This is a genomic window from Segatella copri, from assembly GCF_019249655.2.
Classification (GTDB): domain Bacteria; phylum Bacteroidota; class Bacteroidia; order Bacteroidales; family Bacteroidaceae; genus Prevotella.
This window is the reverse complement of the sequence record NZ_CP137557.1, coordinates 4,044,963-4,064,092: the sequence shown is the minus strand read 5'-3', so window position 1 is coordinate 4,064,092 and position 19,130 is coordinate 4,044,963. Positions and strand designations below refer to the sequence as shown.

At 47.9% G+C, this 19,130-nt stretch carries 12 protein-coding genes; 5 read left to right on the top strand and 7 right to left on the bottom strand.

Features of this window, described 5'->3' with window-relative positions:
- Positions 1-46: 46 nt before the first annotated feature.
- From KUA49_RS16510 to KUA49_RS16500, 3 genes are all read right to left on the bottom strand, one after another.
- On the bottom strand, positions 47-2,008 hold the full coding sequence (locus tag KUA49_RS16510) for a RagB/SusD family nutrient uptake outer membrane protein (protein ID WP_218411788.1): 1,962 nt from the start codon (positions 2,006-2,008) through the stop codon (positions 47-49).
- A gap of 15 nt (positions 2,009-2,023) precedes the next feature.
- On the bottom strand, positions 2,024-5,179 hold the full coding sequence (locus KUA49_RS16505) for a SusC/RagA family TonB-linked outer membrane protein (RefSeq protein WP_218411787.1): 3,156 nt from the start codon (positions 5,177-5,179) through the stop codon (positions 2,024-2,026).
- Between the two features lie 123 nt (positions 5,180-5,302).
- Positions 5,303-6,724 (bottom strand): cellulase family glycosylhydrolase, encoded by a 1,422-nt coding sequence (locus tag KUA49_RS16500; protein WP_218411786.1) that lies wholly within the window; start codon positions 6,722-6,724, stop codon positions 5,303-5,305.
- A 533-nt stretch (positions 6,725-7,257) separates the two neighbouring features.
- On the opposite strand from KUA49_RS16500, the gene KUA49_RS16495 reads away from it, so the two are divergent.
- Positions 7,258-11,346 carry a two-component regulator propeller domain-containing protein gene (locus KUA49_RS16495; protein ID WP_218411785.1) on the top strand — a complete coding sequence of 1,363 codons (4,089 nt, stop codon included), beginning with the start codon at positions 7,258-7,260 and terminating at the stop codon, positions 11,344-11,346.
- 250 nt (positions 11,347-11,596) lie between these two features.
- Complete coding sequence (locus tag KUA49_RS16490) at positions 11,597-13,267, top strand: glycoside hydrolase family 43 protein (RefSeq protein WP_218411784.1); 1,671 nt, start codon at positions 11,597-11,599, stop codon at positions 13,265-13,267.
- Between the two features lie 85 nt (positions 13,268-13,352).
- Here KUA49_RS16490 and KUA49_RS16485 read toward each other — a convergent pair whose 3' ends face one another.
- Together KUA49_RS16485 and KUA49_RS16480 are read right to left on the bottom strand one after the other, a co-directional pair.
- Entirely contained in the window at positions 13,353-14,183 is an 831-nt protein-coding gene (locus tag KUA49_RS16485) for a bifunctional metallophosphatase/5'-nucleotidase (protein ID WP_256624757.1), read from the bottom strand.
- Positions 14,184-14,257: 74 nt separating this feature from the next.
- Positions 14,258-14,995, bottom strand: a complete 738-nt coding sequence (locus KUA49_RS16480; RefSeq protein WP_218411798.1) for a 5'-nucleotidase C-terminal domain-containing protein — start codon at positions 14,993-14,995, stop codon at positions 14,258-14,260.
- Positions 14,996-15,306: 311 nt separating this feature from the next.
- On the opposite strand from KUA49_RS16480, the gene rplS reads away from it, so the two are divergent.
- On the top strand, positions 15,307-15,672 hold the full coding sequence (rplS, locus tag KUA49_RS16475) for a 50S ribosomal protein L19 (protein ID WP_203040777.1): 366 nt from the start codon (positions 15,307-15,309) through the stop codon (positions 15,670-15,672).
- Positions 15,673-15,802: 130 nt separating this feature from the next.
- Here rplS and KUA49_RS16470 read toward each other — a convergent pair whose 3' ends face one another.
- Complete coding sequence (locus tag KUA49_RS16470; RefSeq protein WP_218411782.1) at positions 15,803-16,063, bottom strand: hypothetical protein; 261 nt, start codon at positions 16,061-16,063, stop codon at positions 15,803-15,805.
- 197 nt (positions 16,064-16,260) lie between these two features.
- Between KUA49_RS16470 and KUA49_RS16465 the strand changes: the two genes are divergently transcribed.
- Positions 16,261-17,445, top strand: coding sequence for a phosphoribosylaminoimidazolecarboxamide formyltransferase (locus tag KUA49_RS16465; RefSeq protein WP_203040775.1), 1,185 nt, complete (start codon positions 16,261-16,263; stop codon positions 17,443-17,445).
- 21 nt (positions 17,446-17,466) lie between these two features.
- Positions 17,467-17,667: a hypothetical protein gene (locus tag KUA49_RS16460; RefSeq protein ID WP_006848784.1), complete on the top strand. Its 201-nt coding sequence runs from the start codon at positions 17,467-17,469 to the stop codon at positions 17,665-17,667.
- Between the two features lie 172 nt (positions 17,668-17,839).
- Here the strand turns inward: KUA49_RS16460 and KUA49_RS16455 are convergent, their stop codons facing one another.
- Positions 17,840-19,054 carry a M23 family metallopeptidase gene (locus KUA49_RS16455; protein ID WP_218411781.1) on the bottom strand — a complete coding sequence of 405 codons (1,215 nt, stop codon included), beginning with the start codon at positions 19,052-19,054 and terminating at the stop codon, positions 17,840-17,842.
- Between the last annotated feature and the right edge of the window lie 76 nt (positions 19,055-19,130).

Below are 19,130 nucleotides of genomic sequence, written 5' to 3'. Positions count from 1 at the left end.
TGATTATTTCGAAGTTTATGTTTTAGAAAAACACTAAGCTGACGAATTACCATCCTGGATTCTGTCCGAACTCTGGATACAAGTAGACATCGTCTTCCTTGAGTGGCAAGAGATAATGCTTCTCTGTGAAATCACGAGTTACGATGGTCTTCTCACTCCATCCTGTTACCTCAGCGTCACGTGGGTCGTTCTTGGTGAAGTCATAATCGCCTACACGCTTAAACTCCTGTGAAGTCTTGATGTTGTAAGGATATTCGGTAAGGAGCAACCAACGCTGCAAGTCGTTCCAACGGAAGCCCTCGAAAGCCAGCTCAACGGCACGCTCACGACGAACCTCGTCCATAAACTTATGCTGATCAGCAGCAAATTTAGCAGCCACATGACCTGCCTCTACACGATCACGAAGTACATTGATGGCATCTTCTGCTGTCAGATTACATTTGCTGCTCTTATAGGTTGCACCCTGAGCGGCTGCACCAGCCTCAGCATACATCAAGTAGATGTCGGCAAGACGCATATAAGGCAAATCGCACTGCAAAGCACCACCCCAGTTGTACATACCATCATATTTGTTAGCCTGATGAGGAACCAACTTCTGGCAGTAATAACCAGTACGGCAACCATTAGCAGAAGAACTGCGCAAATTACTGCCAGAATACATCTGAACATACTTGAACTGATAATCAGGATCCTCCTTGGCAATCGTTGTATTGATGTATTGGAATCCATCAAACACGATGTCGTGATAGAAACGTGGATCACGATTCTTGAACGGATGCTTTGGATCGAAACCAGACTCTGGGTCATCCAATGGAAGACCATTTGCCATACCATAATAATTAACATAGTTGGCGGTAGGCTGATGAATCAAAGCATCATGCTCCACAATACCATTCATCTTGATACCCCAAAGCTTGGTAAAGTTCCAGTTAGAACCATTCGCACCAATATAAGGAGCACGCAGGATGGCCTCGGTAGAACCAGGCTGTTTCCAACCCTGTCCTGTTGTACGGAAGATGTCAGAGAAGTTGGAAGAAGAACCATCGGCAGCCTCATGATCATAAATATTAGAATATTTATACTCAGCCAAAGCATAAGGAGTCTTTCCTGAGTTTACCTCAGAAAGAGCCTCACCCAAAGCATCGGCAGCCTGAGCAGCCAACTCTACATTATACTTATAGGTATCGCCATTCTTAGAAGCACCTAACTCTGCACCAAGGTTATTCAATGGAGAAGCAGCCCAAAGAAGCACCTTGCCCATATAGCCTAAGGCACAAACCTTGGTGATGCGAAGGTCGTTTTTGCCTAATGTTTTCTTACCAGTTGTGGTCTTATCCCAATCGTTTGGCAGAAGATCGGCTGCAGCTCTAAAGTCTTCAGCACATCTCTTAGCACACTCTTGGAAAGAGAGACGAGGCAATGTCAATGTCTGGCTACCATCCAATACGGTATCTACGTATGGCATACCACCAAAGAATTCCATCATCTCCTCATGCCACCAAGCACGGAAGAAGAGCAATTGACCCTTGATGATGTTCTTCTCTTCCTGAGTACAGTCTGTCATCTTGTCCAGATTCGCAAGACCTAGATTACACTTACGAATGCAATACCATGCATGCTCCAAAGAATGTGCAAACTTGTTGGTAGAAGTTGGGTCTAGAAAGGTACCTGGATCACCACTCTTTGGTCGGAACAAGAAACTCTGGTTATTGGTGTACCAGTTACGATAGTCTCCCAAATCAAAATGGGCTGTTACATGGCTATCACCCAAACCTGTATTCATAATTTCATCTTCACCCCAGTTAAAAGTAGTACACCATCCGTTTGACTCCTTGTTAGGGATACAGTTGTACATTTCCTCTACATAACCCTGGAAATTGGTGAAGTTCTTGAACGCCTGGTCAGCACTCACGGTAGAATCAGGACTCTTGTCCAGATAATCTGTACAAGAAGCGAATCCACCCATGAGACTCAGCGCACAAAAAAGTTTTACTATATTTTGTTTCATTTTATTTATGCTTGTTTAAATATTAAACTTGACACCGAAGTTCACACGCTTCATGGTAGGATAAGCACCATAGGCACCACCATTACTTGAGAAGTTTGACTCACGGTCGTCTGGCAGTCTGGTCCAAAGCCAGAGGTTGTTACCACTTACATAGACCTTGAGATTGTTCAGACCCAGTTTTTTGATCCATCCACCATTCCATGTATAAGCAATCTCCACGTTCTTCAGACGAATATATGAACCATCACAGAGATACTGTGTGCCATAGTAAGCCGAATTGCTCATTGGCTTGGAATTATAGCGAGGTGTTAACACATCTGCATTAATGTGATCATCGCTCCACCATGTACCTTGGTTGTAAACGTTAGCCAACATAGGATCAACAAGGCTGATCATCGTTACATCACGAGTTACATTGGTTACACCATAGAACTGTGCGAAACAACTGAAGCCCTTATACTCGAAACCGATAGTGGCATTGTATGTATTCTGTGGACTGCTTGTATAGCCGTAAGGCACAATATCGTTCACATTATCTACCTTACCATCTCCATTGAAGTCTACGATATAGTAGTCACCTGGAAGGCGATTGCCATCATTTGAATCCATCTTTGGTGAGCCATAGAGTTCATCATAGTTCTGGATGAAACCCTTGTCCAGATAAGTATAGGTCTGACCGATAGAGTGACCTGCCTGCTTGCGATAAGAAGGAAGCAATGCTGCATCATCCTTAATCTTGATCTCATTGGTAGCATGGGTCATGTTGAAGTTAGCCCAAAGACGCATCTGGTTGGCAAATACCTTATTGAACTTCACTTCTAACTCATAACCACTGGTAGTCACCTTACCCAAGTTGGCAGCTGGAGCTGTCTGACCAAAATAAGATGGCATAGAGCGAGAATTGCCTAAAACCAAAATGTCGGTACGAGTATCATGGAAGAAATCCACGGCACCAGTAATCAAGCCGCCCAAGAAGCCATAGTCAAGACCGAAGTTTACCTTCTTCACTTTCTCCCAGTGTACATTAGGATTACCTACGGATGACTCACGGTACCAAGTATAGATAGACTCCTTGTCACTATCTGTGTTACCCATAAAGGTCTTGCCACCGTATGCCCACTGGCTCATATAGAGGAAGCGGTCGCCTACGTTGTCATCACCTATCTCACCGTATGAAGCACGAAGCTTCATCATATCCACAATCTTATGCTCACGAAGATACTTCATGAATGGTTCCTCTGAGATCATCCATCCCAGCGCACCAGAACTGAAGAATGCGAATCGGTTGTCGGAAGAGAACTTCTCAGAACCATTGTAAGCACCATTGTACTCGAAGAAGTAACGAGAGTTCCAATCGTATGTGGTACGGAACACCCAGTCCTCACGATAAGAAGGAATCATAGGTCCCGTAGCATACTCCTGACGTCCGAAAAGACCCATGGCAGAAATACTGTGTTTGCCAAATGTGCGAGCCCAGTTGAGCTGAGCCTGATAGTTGAGGTTGCGCTGAGTAGCCCAGTTGTTAACCTCACCACCTTTGGTGGTCCACTTGTTACCTACCGTATAATCGAACTTATCATAATCCTCGTATGCTTTCTTATAAGATACAGCACCGGTCTCTGGATCAATCCATTTGAGCTGTGGATCATGGTTCATATCATCGATACCACGATTCTTCTCAACAAAGGTATTGTCCCAAGAAATCATACCACGAGCAGAAAGTCCCTTGGTAATGAAGTCAAGTTTCTGCTCCAACACGAAGTCGGTAGTGATACGAGTGGTCGTAGAATTCATCGTACCGCCAAGAGCCACCTGCTGAGCAGAGTTAGTTACATTAGTAGAACCTGGCAAATATCCCCAAGATCCATCGCTGTATCTTGGCAAGAAAGCATCTGGAGAGATATTATAGGCTCCAGACCACTGCTGGCTGACTTGCCAATCGCTATAGCCGTCGCTACTATTTACCCAAGGAGCCTTGCGCACACCATTGGAACCAGCGAGGTTAACCTTGAACACCGTAGACTTGGTGATGCTAAAGTCGAGGTTAGAACGAACGTTCACACGATTGTAGCTATAACCTGTGTTATAATTACGTCCATTACCGAAATCCCTGTAAAGGTCACCCTCTGACACAAAGTCAACACCAGCGAAATACTTCACAAACTTGGTACCACCTGCTACATTGACATTGGCATTGTAAGACATTGTATAGTCCTTGAACAAATACTTCTGCCAATCCACATTAGGATAACGCTCCTGCTGCTCCAAGGTAGCCTGGTTGCGATAGTTCTCGATGAAGCTCATTGGTTTCATCTTGTCAAAACTACCAGGAGAGATGTTCAACTCATGCTCGATGGCTGTATTTCTAGCTCTCAGCGCATCGTATGAATCATATTTATCAGGGAGCTTAGAAGGAATCTTCATCACGGCATTGGCAGTAACACTAATCTGCGCCTTACCTTCGGAACCACGTTTGGTAGTAATCAAGATAACACCATTGGCACCCTTCACACCATAAACGGCAGTGGCAGATGCATCCTTCAATACAGAGATAGTGGCAACAGACTGCATATCCACGCTCGACATAGGACGCTCGATACCATCCACGAGGACGAGAGGAGAAGAGTTGTTCCAAGAAGAAGTACCACGAATCACAATCTGTGGTTCCTCCTCACCCGGCATACCGCTAGATGCAGTAGTAACAACACCCGGAAGGTTACCTGTCAGGGCTGCACCGATGTCGCTGATACCGGCGGCACGCTCCAACACCTTACCTGTAGTCTGGGTAATGGCACCCACCACAGAAGCTTTCTTCTGCTGACCATAACCAACGACTACCACTTCGCCGATGGCGTTGTCATCTTCGAGGGTAAGTTTGAACTCTCTCTTCTTACCAATCTTTACTTCCTTGGTCTTCATACCTACGTATGTAAATACGAGGGTAGAATTCTCTGAAGGAACACTGATGCTGAAATTACCATCTAAGTCGGTGACAGCACCGACACCGGCATTTCCCTTTACCTTTACAGTGGCACCTATCAGAGGCTCACCTGTACCGTCAACAAGATTACCCTTGACCTGGATCTTCTGCGCCTGAGCATTCAGGCTACAGAAAGCTCCCACCAAGCATAAGGCTGCTGTCCGTTTCATTGTTAAGACTTGTTCAATCATGTTCTATTCATTTTTGATTTATGCTTAATATTTTATGTTCACGTTATTTTTTCAGTTTCACGGGTGCAAAGATACTTATTTCAGTTCAGATGCACTTTGTCTCTTGTAACAGATACTTTGCCGTTAATAACATACTTTGTAAGAACGGGCTTTTCCGTCCTTTAACAATTGTTTTACTACATAAATACCTTTTTCAGGTTTATTCACTTTTACACCAGCTATATTATAATAATAGGTGGCGACAACCTCAGCATCGTTCACTTTCTGCTCAATTCCCGTATCCGTCTGTTTCATGTACCATTCCTTGTACCAGTTCATGCAGGCATAGCCGCAGCACTCTTCAAAGAGATTGTGCTTCTTGGCATTCTGGAAGCCCGGAATCACCTTGCCCGTCTTCAGATACTCGTCTATGTCGTAATACTCCTGCGGATGGGTGATGGTCATACCGATGTTGCCGAAATGGTCGTGAACTGCCTTCCATGCCATTCCCCATTTCGAGGTGGATGCCGTTGCCCAGCTGCCCAGGTTAGGCTGAGTCCACTGGCCCCATTCGTTGTAGTGGCCTTCGTTCGCCTTGTCAGGGTCTTCCGGACTCCAGTCTATCTCCGTTACCATGATAGGCTTTGTCTCTACCATCGGCACCTGACTCTTGAAGTTGCGGATAAAGGTATCGTGATTGCAATTCTTGTCGGTCATGTTGCCATACCAGCCGGAATATACATGTACGGCATACGAGAAATTATCCTCGCTGTCGGTGATAGGATGCTTGGCGTAATTCTGATACTGGCTCTGATAGCCCGCACCCGGCACCCAGATGATTCCCTTGAAGCCCTGCGCGCGAATCTCGTCAACCACCGGCTGGAAGTAATCATGCAGTGCTTTATCCGAATTAGAGCCATCACTCAGATGAACCCTCACCGGCTCGTTGGCAAGTTCGATAGAGATAATACCCGAATTCTGCCGGATATACTCATCGGCAGCAAAGGCCTTCCACACTGCCTTCAGGTAGCGGTTGTACTTATCGCCTACACTAATGTCCTGAGGACAGACTCCCGGTGGACGAACGATGACATAAAGCCCATGAGCAATGGCATCCTTGATCAATGGGATATAAAGTTTCTGGAGATAGAGGCGATAGCGCGCCATTTTGAATGCCGAGATATCAGCCTCGTTCTCTGCCTTCTTCGTAGGATCGTTGGTCCAGCAAGGATCCATGTGCAGACGGAACACAGTGCAGTAAGCGCCCTGCTCCTTGTCGGTGATGGCAGCAAACTGCTTGGAGAAATATTCCAGGCAAGGCTTGATGTCGGCTTCCGAATAGTCAGCCTTCCACTGTTGCCATCGCCAGCCGTTGAAGTAGCGGTTGGGGGTATCCATCACACCATGCAGCACCACGGTCTTGCCGTTGGCATCAACCAGATTCTTGCCTTCTACACGCAGAGCCGGCAAATTTCCGTCAGTCGTCTGGGCTGGATTGGCAGCCGCATTCCCCACCATTGCAAACATCGCAAGAGCCAGGGACATGAAAAATTTCGTTCTGTTCATGTTATCTTATTTTTAGATTTTATCACTTTTCCAAATTGTCAATTAATTGTTAAGCCCGAAAAACAATCTTAGTTACCTTTAAAGAGAATGGCGCGTATCCCTACGCACCATTCCTAGAAAACCAATTAATCATGATCTTTTCAATCATAATATGTTCATTTAAAATTGAACTCAAATGCTATAAACCTATATTAAACTAACTAAAACCATTCTAACTAAAATCATTCAAAAAACTGCTGTTTCGCATATTTCACAATAAACCTAACCTAATGCCAATGCAAAATTGGCTCTGTTTGACGGGGCAAAGGTATGAAAAAATCGGGAAACAGGCTTTATCCTGCGTAACCGATAGTTTATGAGGAGTTTAGTCGTGTAACATATACTTTCCGTCATGTAACATCAACCGATAATGAACGCCAAAAGGCATATTATTTGTTTCCTGTAATCAAAAAAAGAAAGAATTATTGGGATATTCCAACTAAAAATCGTACTTTTGCAACCAAAAAATAACACTCTAAATATAAACAAGAAACATGAAAACTATAAACCAATTAATCATCACGATGATGATTTGCCTCTTCTCCATCCAGGCATGGGCACAGAGCGGCAAACTCTTTAACACAGACAATCAGCTCTCGAGTAACTTCGCCACGCAGGTGTTCCAGGACAAGAGCGGATTCATCTGGATAGCCACCCGCAACGGTTTGAACACCTACGATGGTTACCACATCACCGTAATAAAGAAGGATATGTCAAATTTTTTAGGTCTCAACAGCAACTACATCAATAGCATTGCTCAAGACGAGAAGGAACATATCCTGCTAGGTACCAACAACTCTCTATTGGAATTTACGGGAAGCGAATTCCTAAAAATCCCTATGCTCGATTCCAAAGGCGGAGAACTCGCCACCTACGTAAAGCAGGTATATCCCCTGAAGAATAAAGACGTAGCCGTGGCTACATCCGGTTATGGCATCATGCTCAAAAAGCAGGATGAACAAAAATGCCATGCCATGAAGGGAGAGGTGGAAAAACTGAAATATATCCTCAAACTCCTGGAAGACAAACGGGGCAGACTCTGGATCATCACCGAAGACGGAAAACTCTACCGCAAGGAAACTAACGGCAGAGTCACCTCCCACTTTTCCGGTACCGAAGGCGTGGGCGCACAGGATATCCTGCAGGATGCCCTGGGCAACATCTATCTCGCCAGCAAGAACCAGGGCGTATATCTGCTCAGGGCAGGAAGCAACGCCTTTACCCGAATCAGCAACATCGGAAACCTGCCCATCGAGAACATCTATATCAGCCGCAACAACAAACTCTATATCGGCTGCGACGGACTGGGCATCTATGTATATGACCCTCAGACCGGATTCCTGCAGGATAACCCGCTCTTCAGCCGACTGGTGAACCTGGCAAAAAGCAAGATAACCAGCATCATAGAAGACAACCAGGGCAACATCTGGGTGAGCATGCTGCAGAAAGGCGTGTTCATGCAGCGCAACATACAGAACGACTTCAACTATATGGGCTTCCGCCTGGGCAACCGCAACGTGATTGGCGAAAACTGCGTTACCAGCCTCAGCATCAACCAGGGCAACCAGGTGTGGGTGGGTACCGACAAGGATGGCCTATACCTATTTAATATAGCAACCCGCAGCGTAGAGGGACATTTCCTGAACCAGAACACCGTGCTCACCCTCTGTAAGGACCAACAGGGCAGGACCTGGGTGGGAACCTATACCGACGGTCTGGGCTATATGGATGCAGCCGGAAGCTTCCACCCCGTTGATTTGGGCATCAGCAAGTCGGTGGGCATCTTCGATATCAAGCAAGACCCACAGGGCAACATCTGGATAGCCACCATGGGCGAAGGTCTCTTCTGCCTGCAGAAAGACGGAAGCCGAAGGAACTACAAGGCTAAATATGGTGCAGATAACAACATCAAGGTCAACAGCCTGCCCAACGATTACCTCATCAAGATGGCCTTATCAAAGGATGGCAGCCACGTGTATATAGCCACCTCTGTGGGACTGGCGTGCCTCGACCGCAAGCGAAACAGCTGGGTTTCCACCTTCAAGGGCATCAACTGCCTGAACAAAAACAGTTTTTCGCACTGCGTGTTTGTAGATAGCAAAGACCACGTATGGTATGGCACCGAGGATGGAGCCTTCTGCTTCGACTTCAGGAAAGGCATCAAGCCAAAACTGTATACCACAGCCAACGGACTCACCGACAACTGCGTGGCAAGCATTACCGAGGACTACCAGGGCAATATATGGTTAGGAACCATCAAGGGACTCAACAAACTGGCTCTCAAGAGCGGAACAATCACCAAGTTCTATGCCGAAAGCGGACTGCAGAGCAACGAGTTCAGCGACGCTTCCGTATGCACCACACAGGATGGAAAAACCATCCTGATGGGCGGTTCGGGCGGACTCAACTGGTTCCAGGCAGACCAAGTAAGACAGCACCCATGGCAGGCAAAGGTAGTTATCTCGGGTTTCATCTTGAACAACAAGATGGTGACTCCGGGCATGAAGTCGGGCAGCTATACCATCACGGACAACTGGTCAACCTTGTCCCGTGATTTCCAGCTTTCTCACGAAGACAACACCTTTACCCTGCAGCTCTCTACCCTCACCTATAATGATGTGGAGCAGATAAGCTATGTGTACAGCATCAACGGCGATGCCTGGCGCACCGTGCCAGCCGGACAGAACGAACTTGCCTTCTCTCACATGGCTCCAGGCAGATACAAATACCGCATCAAGGCCATCTGCAACGGCTACGAAACACCGGTGAAGGAGTTCACCATCACCATTCACCCAGCCTGGTATGCCAGCATCTGGGCAAAGCTCTTCTATCTGCTGCTTCTCATAGCAGCCATCATGCTCTACCTGCGCCACCGCAAGCACCAGATGGAAGACCAGCTCATCCTGCAGCAGCACATCCACGCCGAAGAGATGGGCGAGGCGAAGATCAAGTTCTTCATGAACATCAGTCATGAAATCCGTACGCCGCTCACGCTCATCATCACGCCGCTGCTCTCGCTCATCAAGGAAGACAAGGAGCCTCACCGTCAGGGCATCTACGAGATTATCCGAAAGAACTCGGAACGTATCCTCCACCTCATCAACCAGATGATGGACCTGAGAAAGATAGACAAGGGACAGATGATGATGCGCATGTGCCAGACCGATATGGTGGCGTTCATCAACGAGGAATACGAACTCTTCAAGCAGCAGGCTCTGGCCAAGAACATCGACTTCGAATATCAGCATGACAGCGAAGAACTGCCCGTATGGATAGACCGAAACAACTTCGACAAGGTGATTATCAACATCCTTTCGAACGCCTTCAAGTTCACCCCTACGGCAGGCCACATCCTCCTCTCGCTCACCCACACCGACCACCATGCCTACATCAGCATCAAGGACAGCGGCATCGGCATCCCGAAGGATAAGCTGGAAACCATCTTCCAGCGCTTCTACCAGAGTCCTTCCGACCCTAACGACCGCAACATAGGCACAGGCATCGGTCTCGACCTCACCCGCTCGCTCGTGGAACTGCACTACGGCTCCATCTCTGCCCGCAACAACGAGGGCGAGAAGGGAAGCAAGTTTGAGCACGGCAGCGAGTTCATCATCCGCATTCCGCTGGGCAAGGACCATCTGAAACCCGAAGAACTCATCGACGAAGAAGAGGTGAAGGAAAAACAGAACCTGGAACTTGCCGAGGTGAAACAGCTGGAACAGGAGGTGAAGGAGACGGAAAATGCCGAAAAATCCGAAAGCGCAGCCATAACAACGGATATGCAGAGCAAGCTGCCAGCCTCAGCAAGGGGAAACAAGGCTGAAATCGTGATTGTGGAAGACGAGGAGGATATCCAGGACTATCTGAAGGCACAGCTCGCCAGCGACTTCAAGATACGCACCTATCCTAACGGCAAGGTGGCACTGAACGAGATTCTGAAGAACAAGCCAGACCTCATCATCAGCGACGTGATGATGCCGGAAATGGACGGAACCACCCTCTGCACCAAGCTGAAGGCAAATATCAATACCAACGATGTGCCTATCATCCTGCTCACCGCCAAGAGCCGAGAAGAAGACCAGCTGGAAGGTTTGCAGACCGGAGCAGATGCCTACATTCTGAAACCATTCAACATGGACATCCTGCGCCGCACCATCATCAACCTGCTCACCATGCGCCGCACGCTGAAAAATAAGTTTACGGGCAAAGAGAGTCAGGAGGAGAAGGTGGAACAAAGGAAGATTCAGACTCCAGATGATGCACTGATGCAGCGCGTGATGGAGGTGATTAACGAGAACATCGGTGATTCCGACCTGAGTGTCGATATGATAGCCCAGAAGGTGGGCATCAGCCGAGTGCACCTGCATCGCAAGATGAAGGAGCTGACCAACCAGACTCCTCACAGCTTCATCCGCAACATCCGACTGCAGCAGGCAGCCAAGTTGCTGAAGGATGGCAAGCAGAGCATCACCGACGTAATGTACATCTGCGGTTTCTCCAATTCGGCAAGCTTCAGCACCATGTTCAAGAATCTCTACGGCTGTTCTCCTAGAGAATACATGCAGAATGCCATAAAGGAGTAGAAACATTTCTAAAAAGGATAGATAAAAATTATATGTAACAATACAGACTGGCTAAGAAACATAGCGAAAAGTTTTGGTTACATTTCAAAAAGAAAGATTATAAAGAAAGCAGTAACTTTGCAGCGGAAAATCCAAAGGCTTATCACCCTCTTGGTTTTCCGCTGCTTTGTTTTTATCAAAAGAACAGAAAATCAGCAGCTTTTGAAATATAATCTTTGAAATATATAATCTTTAAAAATTAACGGACATAATGAAGAAATTAGCAATCTTATCGCTTTCGATGATGCTTGCTGCCGGAGCTCAGGCGCAGAACGCTCAGTTCGACTACTTCAAGTATGCAGGCAACGATGCACGATTCAACGTGCCCATCGACAAGACTCATCAGTATTACAACCCTGTGCTGGCAGGTTTCTATCCTGACCCATCGCTCTGCCGCGTGGGCGACACCTATTATCTGGTGAACTCATCCTTCACCTTCTTCCCAGGTGTGCCTCTCTCTACCAGCAAGGATTTGGTAAACTGGACTCCTGCCGGACATGTGCTCACCCGCCAATCGCAGGTGCCTCTGAAGGGACAGCATGTATCAGGCGGTATCTTCGCACCAGCCATCAGCTATAACAAGAAGAACAAGACCTTCTATATGATCACCACCAACGTGGGAGCCGGAAACTTCTTCGTCAAGTCCAAGGACCCATCCAAGGGCTGGAGCGAGCCTATCTATCTGAAGAAGATTGACGGCATCGACCCTAGTTTCTTCTTCGATGACAACGGCAAGGGCTATATCGTGCACAACGGTCCGGTGGTAGGCGGTGCCGACTATGAGGGCCAGCGTGCTATCCGCTGCTTCGAATTCGACGTGAAGGGCGACAGCATCAAGGGCGACTTCAAGGAGATTCTGCGTGGCGGAACCCATGTTGAGGCTCGTCCTATCTGGATTGAGGGTCCACACCTCTTCAAGAAGGGCAAGTTCTATTATCTGATGTGTGCAGAAGGCGGTACGGGCGGATGGCACAGCGAGGTAATCCTGCGTGCCAAGAATCCGATGGGTCCATGGGAGGAATGCCCTAACAACCCTATCCTCACCCAGCGCACAGGCTTGGATCCAAACCGCAAGGACCCTGTATCAAGTGCCGGCCATGCCGACATCGTAGAAGATGGCAGGGGCAACTGGTGGGCAGTGTTCCTGGCTTGCCGCCCTTACGAGGAAGATATGTACAACACAGGTCGCGACACCTATCTCCTGCCAGTAACATGGAAAAACGGATGGCCAGAGATTCTCGCCAAGAACACACCTATTTCTACAGTAGGCGAAAAGGCAGGTTTGAAGCCAGCCGCAAAGAATGACTTCTCGGGCAACTTCAGCTATGTGGATAACTTCGATGCAGCCGACAACGGTGTTGGTCTGAAGGATTTGAACCCACGCTGGATGTTCCTCCGCGACTTTACAGATTGCTATAAGGTAGAAAACGGCAAGCTGAACATGAATCTGCTGCCAGGCAATATCTACAAGCGTGAACCGATGTCTGCCATCTGGGCACGCCAGCAGCACGGCACCTTCTCTGCCGAGACAGAAATCAACTTCACTCCTCGCAACGACAAGGAGATAGCAGGTTTGGCACTTCTCCAGAAGGAAGACCACAACTTCGTGTTGGGCAAGACCATGAAGAAGGGCAAGCTGATGATTACCCTGACCCGTGCCGAGAAGAACAACGTCACCATCGCCTCAGCCCCTATCAAGGCAGGCAAGCTGAAGCTGAAGGTAGAAGGTCACGACAGATATTATGATTTCTATTATGCCGAGGAAGGCGGCAGCTGGCAGCTGCTTGCCAAGGGCGTGGATGCCTCTAACCTGAGCACCCAGAAGAGCGGCGGCTTCCTCGGAGCCTGCATCGGACTCTATGCTTCTTCCAACAAGGAATAACAGTTTTCCTGATAAGATATAAAAAAACAAAAAGACTCCCCGTGCTTTTCGGGGAGTCTTTTTGTTTTTTGTCTTTGTATAAGTTTTATTTATTCTTCACAATATCCAATGTCATCTTGCCTACCCAGATGGCACTCTTGCCGTTCTGGTCTACAGGCACTGGCTTGCCATCGAGATTGTTCAGATATTCCAGCTGCTTGAAGTAGGTGTGGCTATGACCACCCAGTATCAGGTCAATGTCGCGGGTGGCTGGGGCTACCTCGGAATCATCGATGCCATCTATCTTCCAGCCCAGATGGGAGATGCAGATGATGACATCACACTTCTCCTTCTCCTTCAATATCTCCGTCATCTCCTTCGCTTTGGCGATGGGGTCGAGATATTTGATAGGACCGTAGTTGGCTTCGGTAACCAAGCCGGCTAGTTCCGGACCCAGTCCGAAGACGCCTATATTCAGCCCCTTGCGCTTCAGCACCACGTAAGGCTTCACGATGGAAGCCAATTCGGTGCCCGCGAAATCGTAGTTGGAGCAGACGATAGGGAACTTTGCCATCTTGAAGATGCGAACCATGTTGTCGATGCCGAAATCAAACTCGTGGTTGCCGATGGTGGCGGCATCATACTTCATCTCGTTCATCAACCCTACCTCTACATCGCCCTTGAAGAGTGAATAATAAGGGGATCCCTGCGAGAAATCGCCACTGTCGAAGAGCAGCAGGTCGGGATTCGCCTTGCGCTCCTGCTTAATCATGGCTACGCGGCGGAGATAGCCGCCACGGTTTGCCATCGCCGTATCGGCAAGATTGGGATTGATGGGCATCACGCACGAATGGGTGTCGTTGGTATGGAGCACCACGAGCTGCTTAACTACCTTTGCCTCTTTCTGGGCTTTAGCCTGAACAGTAGCTGGCTGCATCACGAAAGATGCCAGGAGCAGACCTATATATAATAATGTATGTTTCATCAGAACTATCAACTATAAACTGTAAACTATAAACTATCAACTGAGCATCTGCCTTCTATCTTGGATTCCACCACCTTGCCCTGCGCCTTCATCTCGCGGAAGTAGTTCATGATGATGTAGCGCACATTATTCTCCTTCTGCTTAGGGGCGAATACATCGGTGCCGCTCTTGAAGGCTACCATCTGGTCGTTGCCTTCAGCCAGATAATCGAGGGTGGCGATGCGATAGCTCTTCTCTGGATCTACAGGCTCGCCGTTCAGGGTGACACTCTTCAGTTTGCCATCCTTGGTGATAACCATTCTCACGGCATGGCTCAGTCCCTCTCCGCCACGATGGGCTATCTGCTGAAAGAGTTCGAGCACCTTATCGCCCTTGAGGGTGAGGAAACAGATTTTGTTCTCAAAAGGAGCCATATCGTTTACATCGCCCACGGTGATCTTTCCCTTGGCAAGATTGCTTCGGATACCGCCCATATTATATACCGAGAAGACGGGCTTCTCGTCAAACTGGCTGCCACCCCATACCAGGATGTCGCTGAGCAGGTTACTGAGTTCGCTCTCAGGGCGATGGCGCGTCATATCGTGTGCAATGCTGCCCACCACAGGCCCCATGATGCTATCCACCTTGTGCTTGTAAGGCGCGATGAACGCAGCCGCCTCAGCATCGGGCTGGGCATCCCAACGTTTGTCGATAAGGATGCGAGTGCGTTCCACCTTCGCAACCTTGAATTTCTGAGCAAAAGCAGGACTTGCCATCAGCAGCATCACCGTTGATGCAAGTGCCACCTTCATACCGTTCTTTTTCTTCATATTTATTGTTATCTTAATGTTTTGGAGTGCAAAAATACAAAATAAATCTGTGAAATCCGTGAAATCTGTGGGAAAAGACGCTGACAAGAAAGAAAAATAGTTAAATCTGCGAGAAAAAAGAAAGAAAGTGGCTGAAAATTTGCAAGATACGAGAAAAAGTCGTAACTTTGCACCCGCTTTTCGGCGTAACCGCTGTTGTCTGGGTAGAAGTGTTACCCGGCCATGTTGCGTTGGAACGACAAACAATTTTTAATTTTATACAAAAAATGGATTTGATTAAAGTTGCTGAAGAAGCATTTGCAACCGGCAAGAAGTTCCCTGAGTTCAAGGCAGGTGATACTATCACAGTCGCTTACAAAATCGTCGAGGGTACAAAGGAGCGTATCCAGCTCTATCGTGGTGTTGTTATCAAGATCTCTGGTCATGGTGACAAGAAGCGTTTCACTGTTCGCAAGATGTCTGGTACTGTAGGTGTTGAGCGTATCTTCCCTATCGAGTCACCAGCTATCGATTCTATCGAGGTGAACAAGCACGGTAAGGTACGTCGCGCTAAGTTGTATTACTTGCGTAAGCTCACCGGTAAGAAGGCTCGTATCGCTGAGAAGAAGACCATCACAAAGGGCGCCGAGTAATTTTCTTGGTTACCTATTAAAAATTAGAATTAGAAGAAGAAGGGCATCCGGTCTCACGACTGGATGCCCTTTCCTTTACATAAAAACCACACTTTAATGCCTAATATCTTTTTAATCTATGTTTTTCCATCTATTCCCCGGCGCTATAGTTCACCAGCCCGTCGTCGGTGCCGTGTAATGCGCCCTGGAAATCTGCCCAGCTCTGGAAGCCGGCAAGCAATGCCAGACGGTTGAGCGTCTGAATAGATGGTTTCTCCTTTCCTTTCAAAATATCCCACACCTTGTGCAGCACTTTCGCCTTATGAGGCTCCTCCTTCTTATCCTGTTCAACGTGTGCCTTGCCGAGCTTCTTCTCCAAAGCTGCGGCGAGGATTTTCAAATCATTCTTCATTCTGATTTTCCCTTCCTCAAAATTTCAATTTCTCAAATTCACAAACTCTTTTTATCTAACTGGGCGCAAAAATACATATTATTTTTGAATTGGAGTAATGTTTGGAAGATTATTTTTGAATTTCCCATAAAAAAAATGGGATTCTCATATTTTTTTTGTAATTTTGCACCAAATTCTAAATACATTTCTTAATTAAGATGAAAGAATTAGCACTTAAGTACGGATGTAATCCGAATCAGAAGCCTTCGCGCATCTATATGGATGACGGAAGGGAACTGCCTATCGAAGTTATCAACGGCCGACCTGGCTACATCAACTTCCTGGATGCTTTCAACTCTTGGCAATTGGTCAAGGAACTGAAGGCTGCTACAGGTATGCCTGCTGCCGCTAGTTTCAAACACGTTTCTCCTGCCGGTGCTGCCATCGGCTTGCCGCTGAGCGACACCTTGAAGAAGATCTACTTCGTGGACGACGTGAAGTTTGAGCTCTCTCCGCTGGCTTGTGCCTATGCTCGTGCACGCGGTGCCGACCGTATGTGCTCTTACGGTGACTTCGTTGCCCTGAGCGATGTATGCGACGAGGCTACAGCCCTGCTCATCAAGCGTGAAGTGAGCGACGGCGTGATTGCTCCAGGCTATACTCCTGAGGCTATCGAGGTGCTGAAGGAGAAGCGCAAGGGTACTTACTGCGTTATCAAGATTGACCCTGACTATGTGCCTGCTCCTATTGAGCACAAGCAGGTGTTTGGTGTTACCTTTGAGCAGGGACGCAACGAGGTGAAGCTCGACGACCCAGCTCTCTTCGAGGATATCCCTACCAAGAACAAGACTTTCACCGACGAGGCTAAGCGCGACCTGATTATCTCGCTCATCACCTTGAAGTATACCCAGAGTAACTCTGTATGCTATGTGAAGGACGGTCAGGCCATCGGTATCGGTGCCGGTCAGCAGAGCCGTATCCACTGCACCCGTCTTGCCGGTTCCAAGGCTGATGAGTGGTGGTTGCGCCAGTGTCCAAAGGTGATGAACCTGCCTTTCAAGGAGAAGATTCGCCGTGCCGACCGCGACAATACCATCAACGTCTATATCTCTGACGAGTGGGAGGATGTATTGCAGGATGGCGTTTGGGAGCAGTTCTTCACAGAGAAGCCTGAGCCATTGACCCGCGAGGAGAAGAAGGCGTGGATTGCGCAGAACAAGGGTGTGAGCGTTGGTAGCGATGCTTTCTTCCCATTCGGCGACAACATCGAGCGTGCTCACAAGAGCGGTGTGGAATACATAGCAGAAGCAGGCGGTAGCATCCGTGACGATAATGTTATCGACACTTGCGACAAGTACGGCATCGCCATGGCGTTTACTCACGTTCGCCTCTTCCATCATTAATTTATATAATATAAAAGGTATATGAGCGATATTGACGATATTATCATGGGCGGTATGGTCTTCAAAGGCGGCGGCGGACCTAAGAAGGACGACGACGACAAGGTGAAGACCAAAGCCAAGAAGAAGAAGTATATTACGGGTGCTCACGGCAGCGGCTCTGCCCGTCAGAAGGCAAAGTATCGCCAACAGAGAGCTAACCGTAAATCGCAGAAGAAGAAATAATAAGAAGGAAAAATATAATTAGCCTTAAGGGTAAATATATTTAGCCTTAAGGGAAAATAAATTTAGCCTTAAGGGAAAAAATAAGAGAGGGTGTGTCATGGGACTTATGACACACCCTCTTTCCTTTATTTTGCAGCAAGTGAAATCATGATAAGATATTGCTGCTTATCTATCAGTTCTTGACGCTCTTCACACCCTTTCCCTTGGTAAGATGCAAGGTAACGGCTTTCAGCTTATGGTTGCTGTGGTCGAAGATGATGGCTGGATCCAGGCGCTTGCCGCCGAAAGACACCTCGAAATGGAGATGCTCGGTAGTGGCTCTGCCGGTGCGGCCCGTAAGACCGATTACCTGTCCTGCTTTCACCTTATCCCCCTTCTTCACCATGTTCTTGCTCTGATGGCTATAGAGCGTTTCCAAACCGTAGGCATGCTTGATGCGGATACAGTTGCCATAGCCGTAGTAAGGTCCCGAGGCAACCACCTCGCCATCGAAGGCGGCATAAATCTCGTCGTTAGGCTTGGTCTTCAAATCCACACCCGAGTGACGGCGGGCACCTCCGTATGGACTGATGACACGGGCATCAGGCAATGGATATGCCCATGCATGCTCCTCTATCTTCTCCAAATCGAGACGGAAGGTGTTAGTGATGGTAAACGGGTCGTACACCTCGTCAGGGTCGAGAGTCATGGCGTGATCGCCACGGCTGCTTCCCGACTTCTTATTTGCCCCCTTATCATTTCTATCATTCTTATCGTTCTTGGAAACAGAGGAATCCTTGCCGCCTATCACCGTGATATTGATGCGGCTTCCTATCTTGCGGAACTGCACGGTCTGTCGGCGGAGCTTATGGCTCTTCAGTTCGATGATGGTTTCCGGATTGATGCGTGCACCATTCACCATGATGGAGAAATCGCAGTAGGTCTCACCCTCCTTGGTACCCACGATGGCGATGGTTTGTCCGGCATCCACATGCTGTCCCACCTTCATCAGATTCTCGGCATTGTTGGCATACACGGTTTCCAGACCATTGTCGTGACGGATGACGATGACATTACCCATCGACTCGGTTTTGCGCGAGAGTCGCACATAACCATCAAACATCGCCTTGACGGCGTCGCCCTTCGAGGTTTCGATGCGCATCACGCTATTGCCATTGGTAAGGCTAGCCTTGCCCACAGGAAGCGGGAAGGAATATTCCTTGGCACGGAATATCTCAAAGTCAACATTGAAGGCTTGACTCTGGGCAAAGAGGCCTGGCGTTGCGATGCTCACCTGCTGTTGCTCGGCGGCAGTAAACTCATTTTTGGCGGGCATGAAACTGCTCAGGGATAGCATCAGCATGCCCGAGACGGCTACAAGCCCCAATCTCTGTCTTAATCTACTCATTATCTCTATCTTTTGTCGTTATCTTTATCTTTCCGAAAATTAATTATAAATTATTCAAGTTTCGCAAATAACCTCC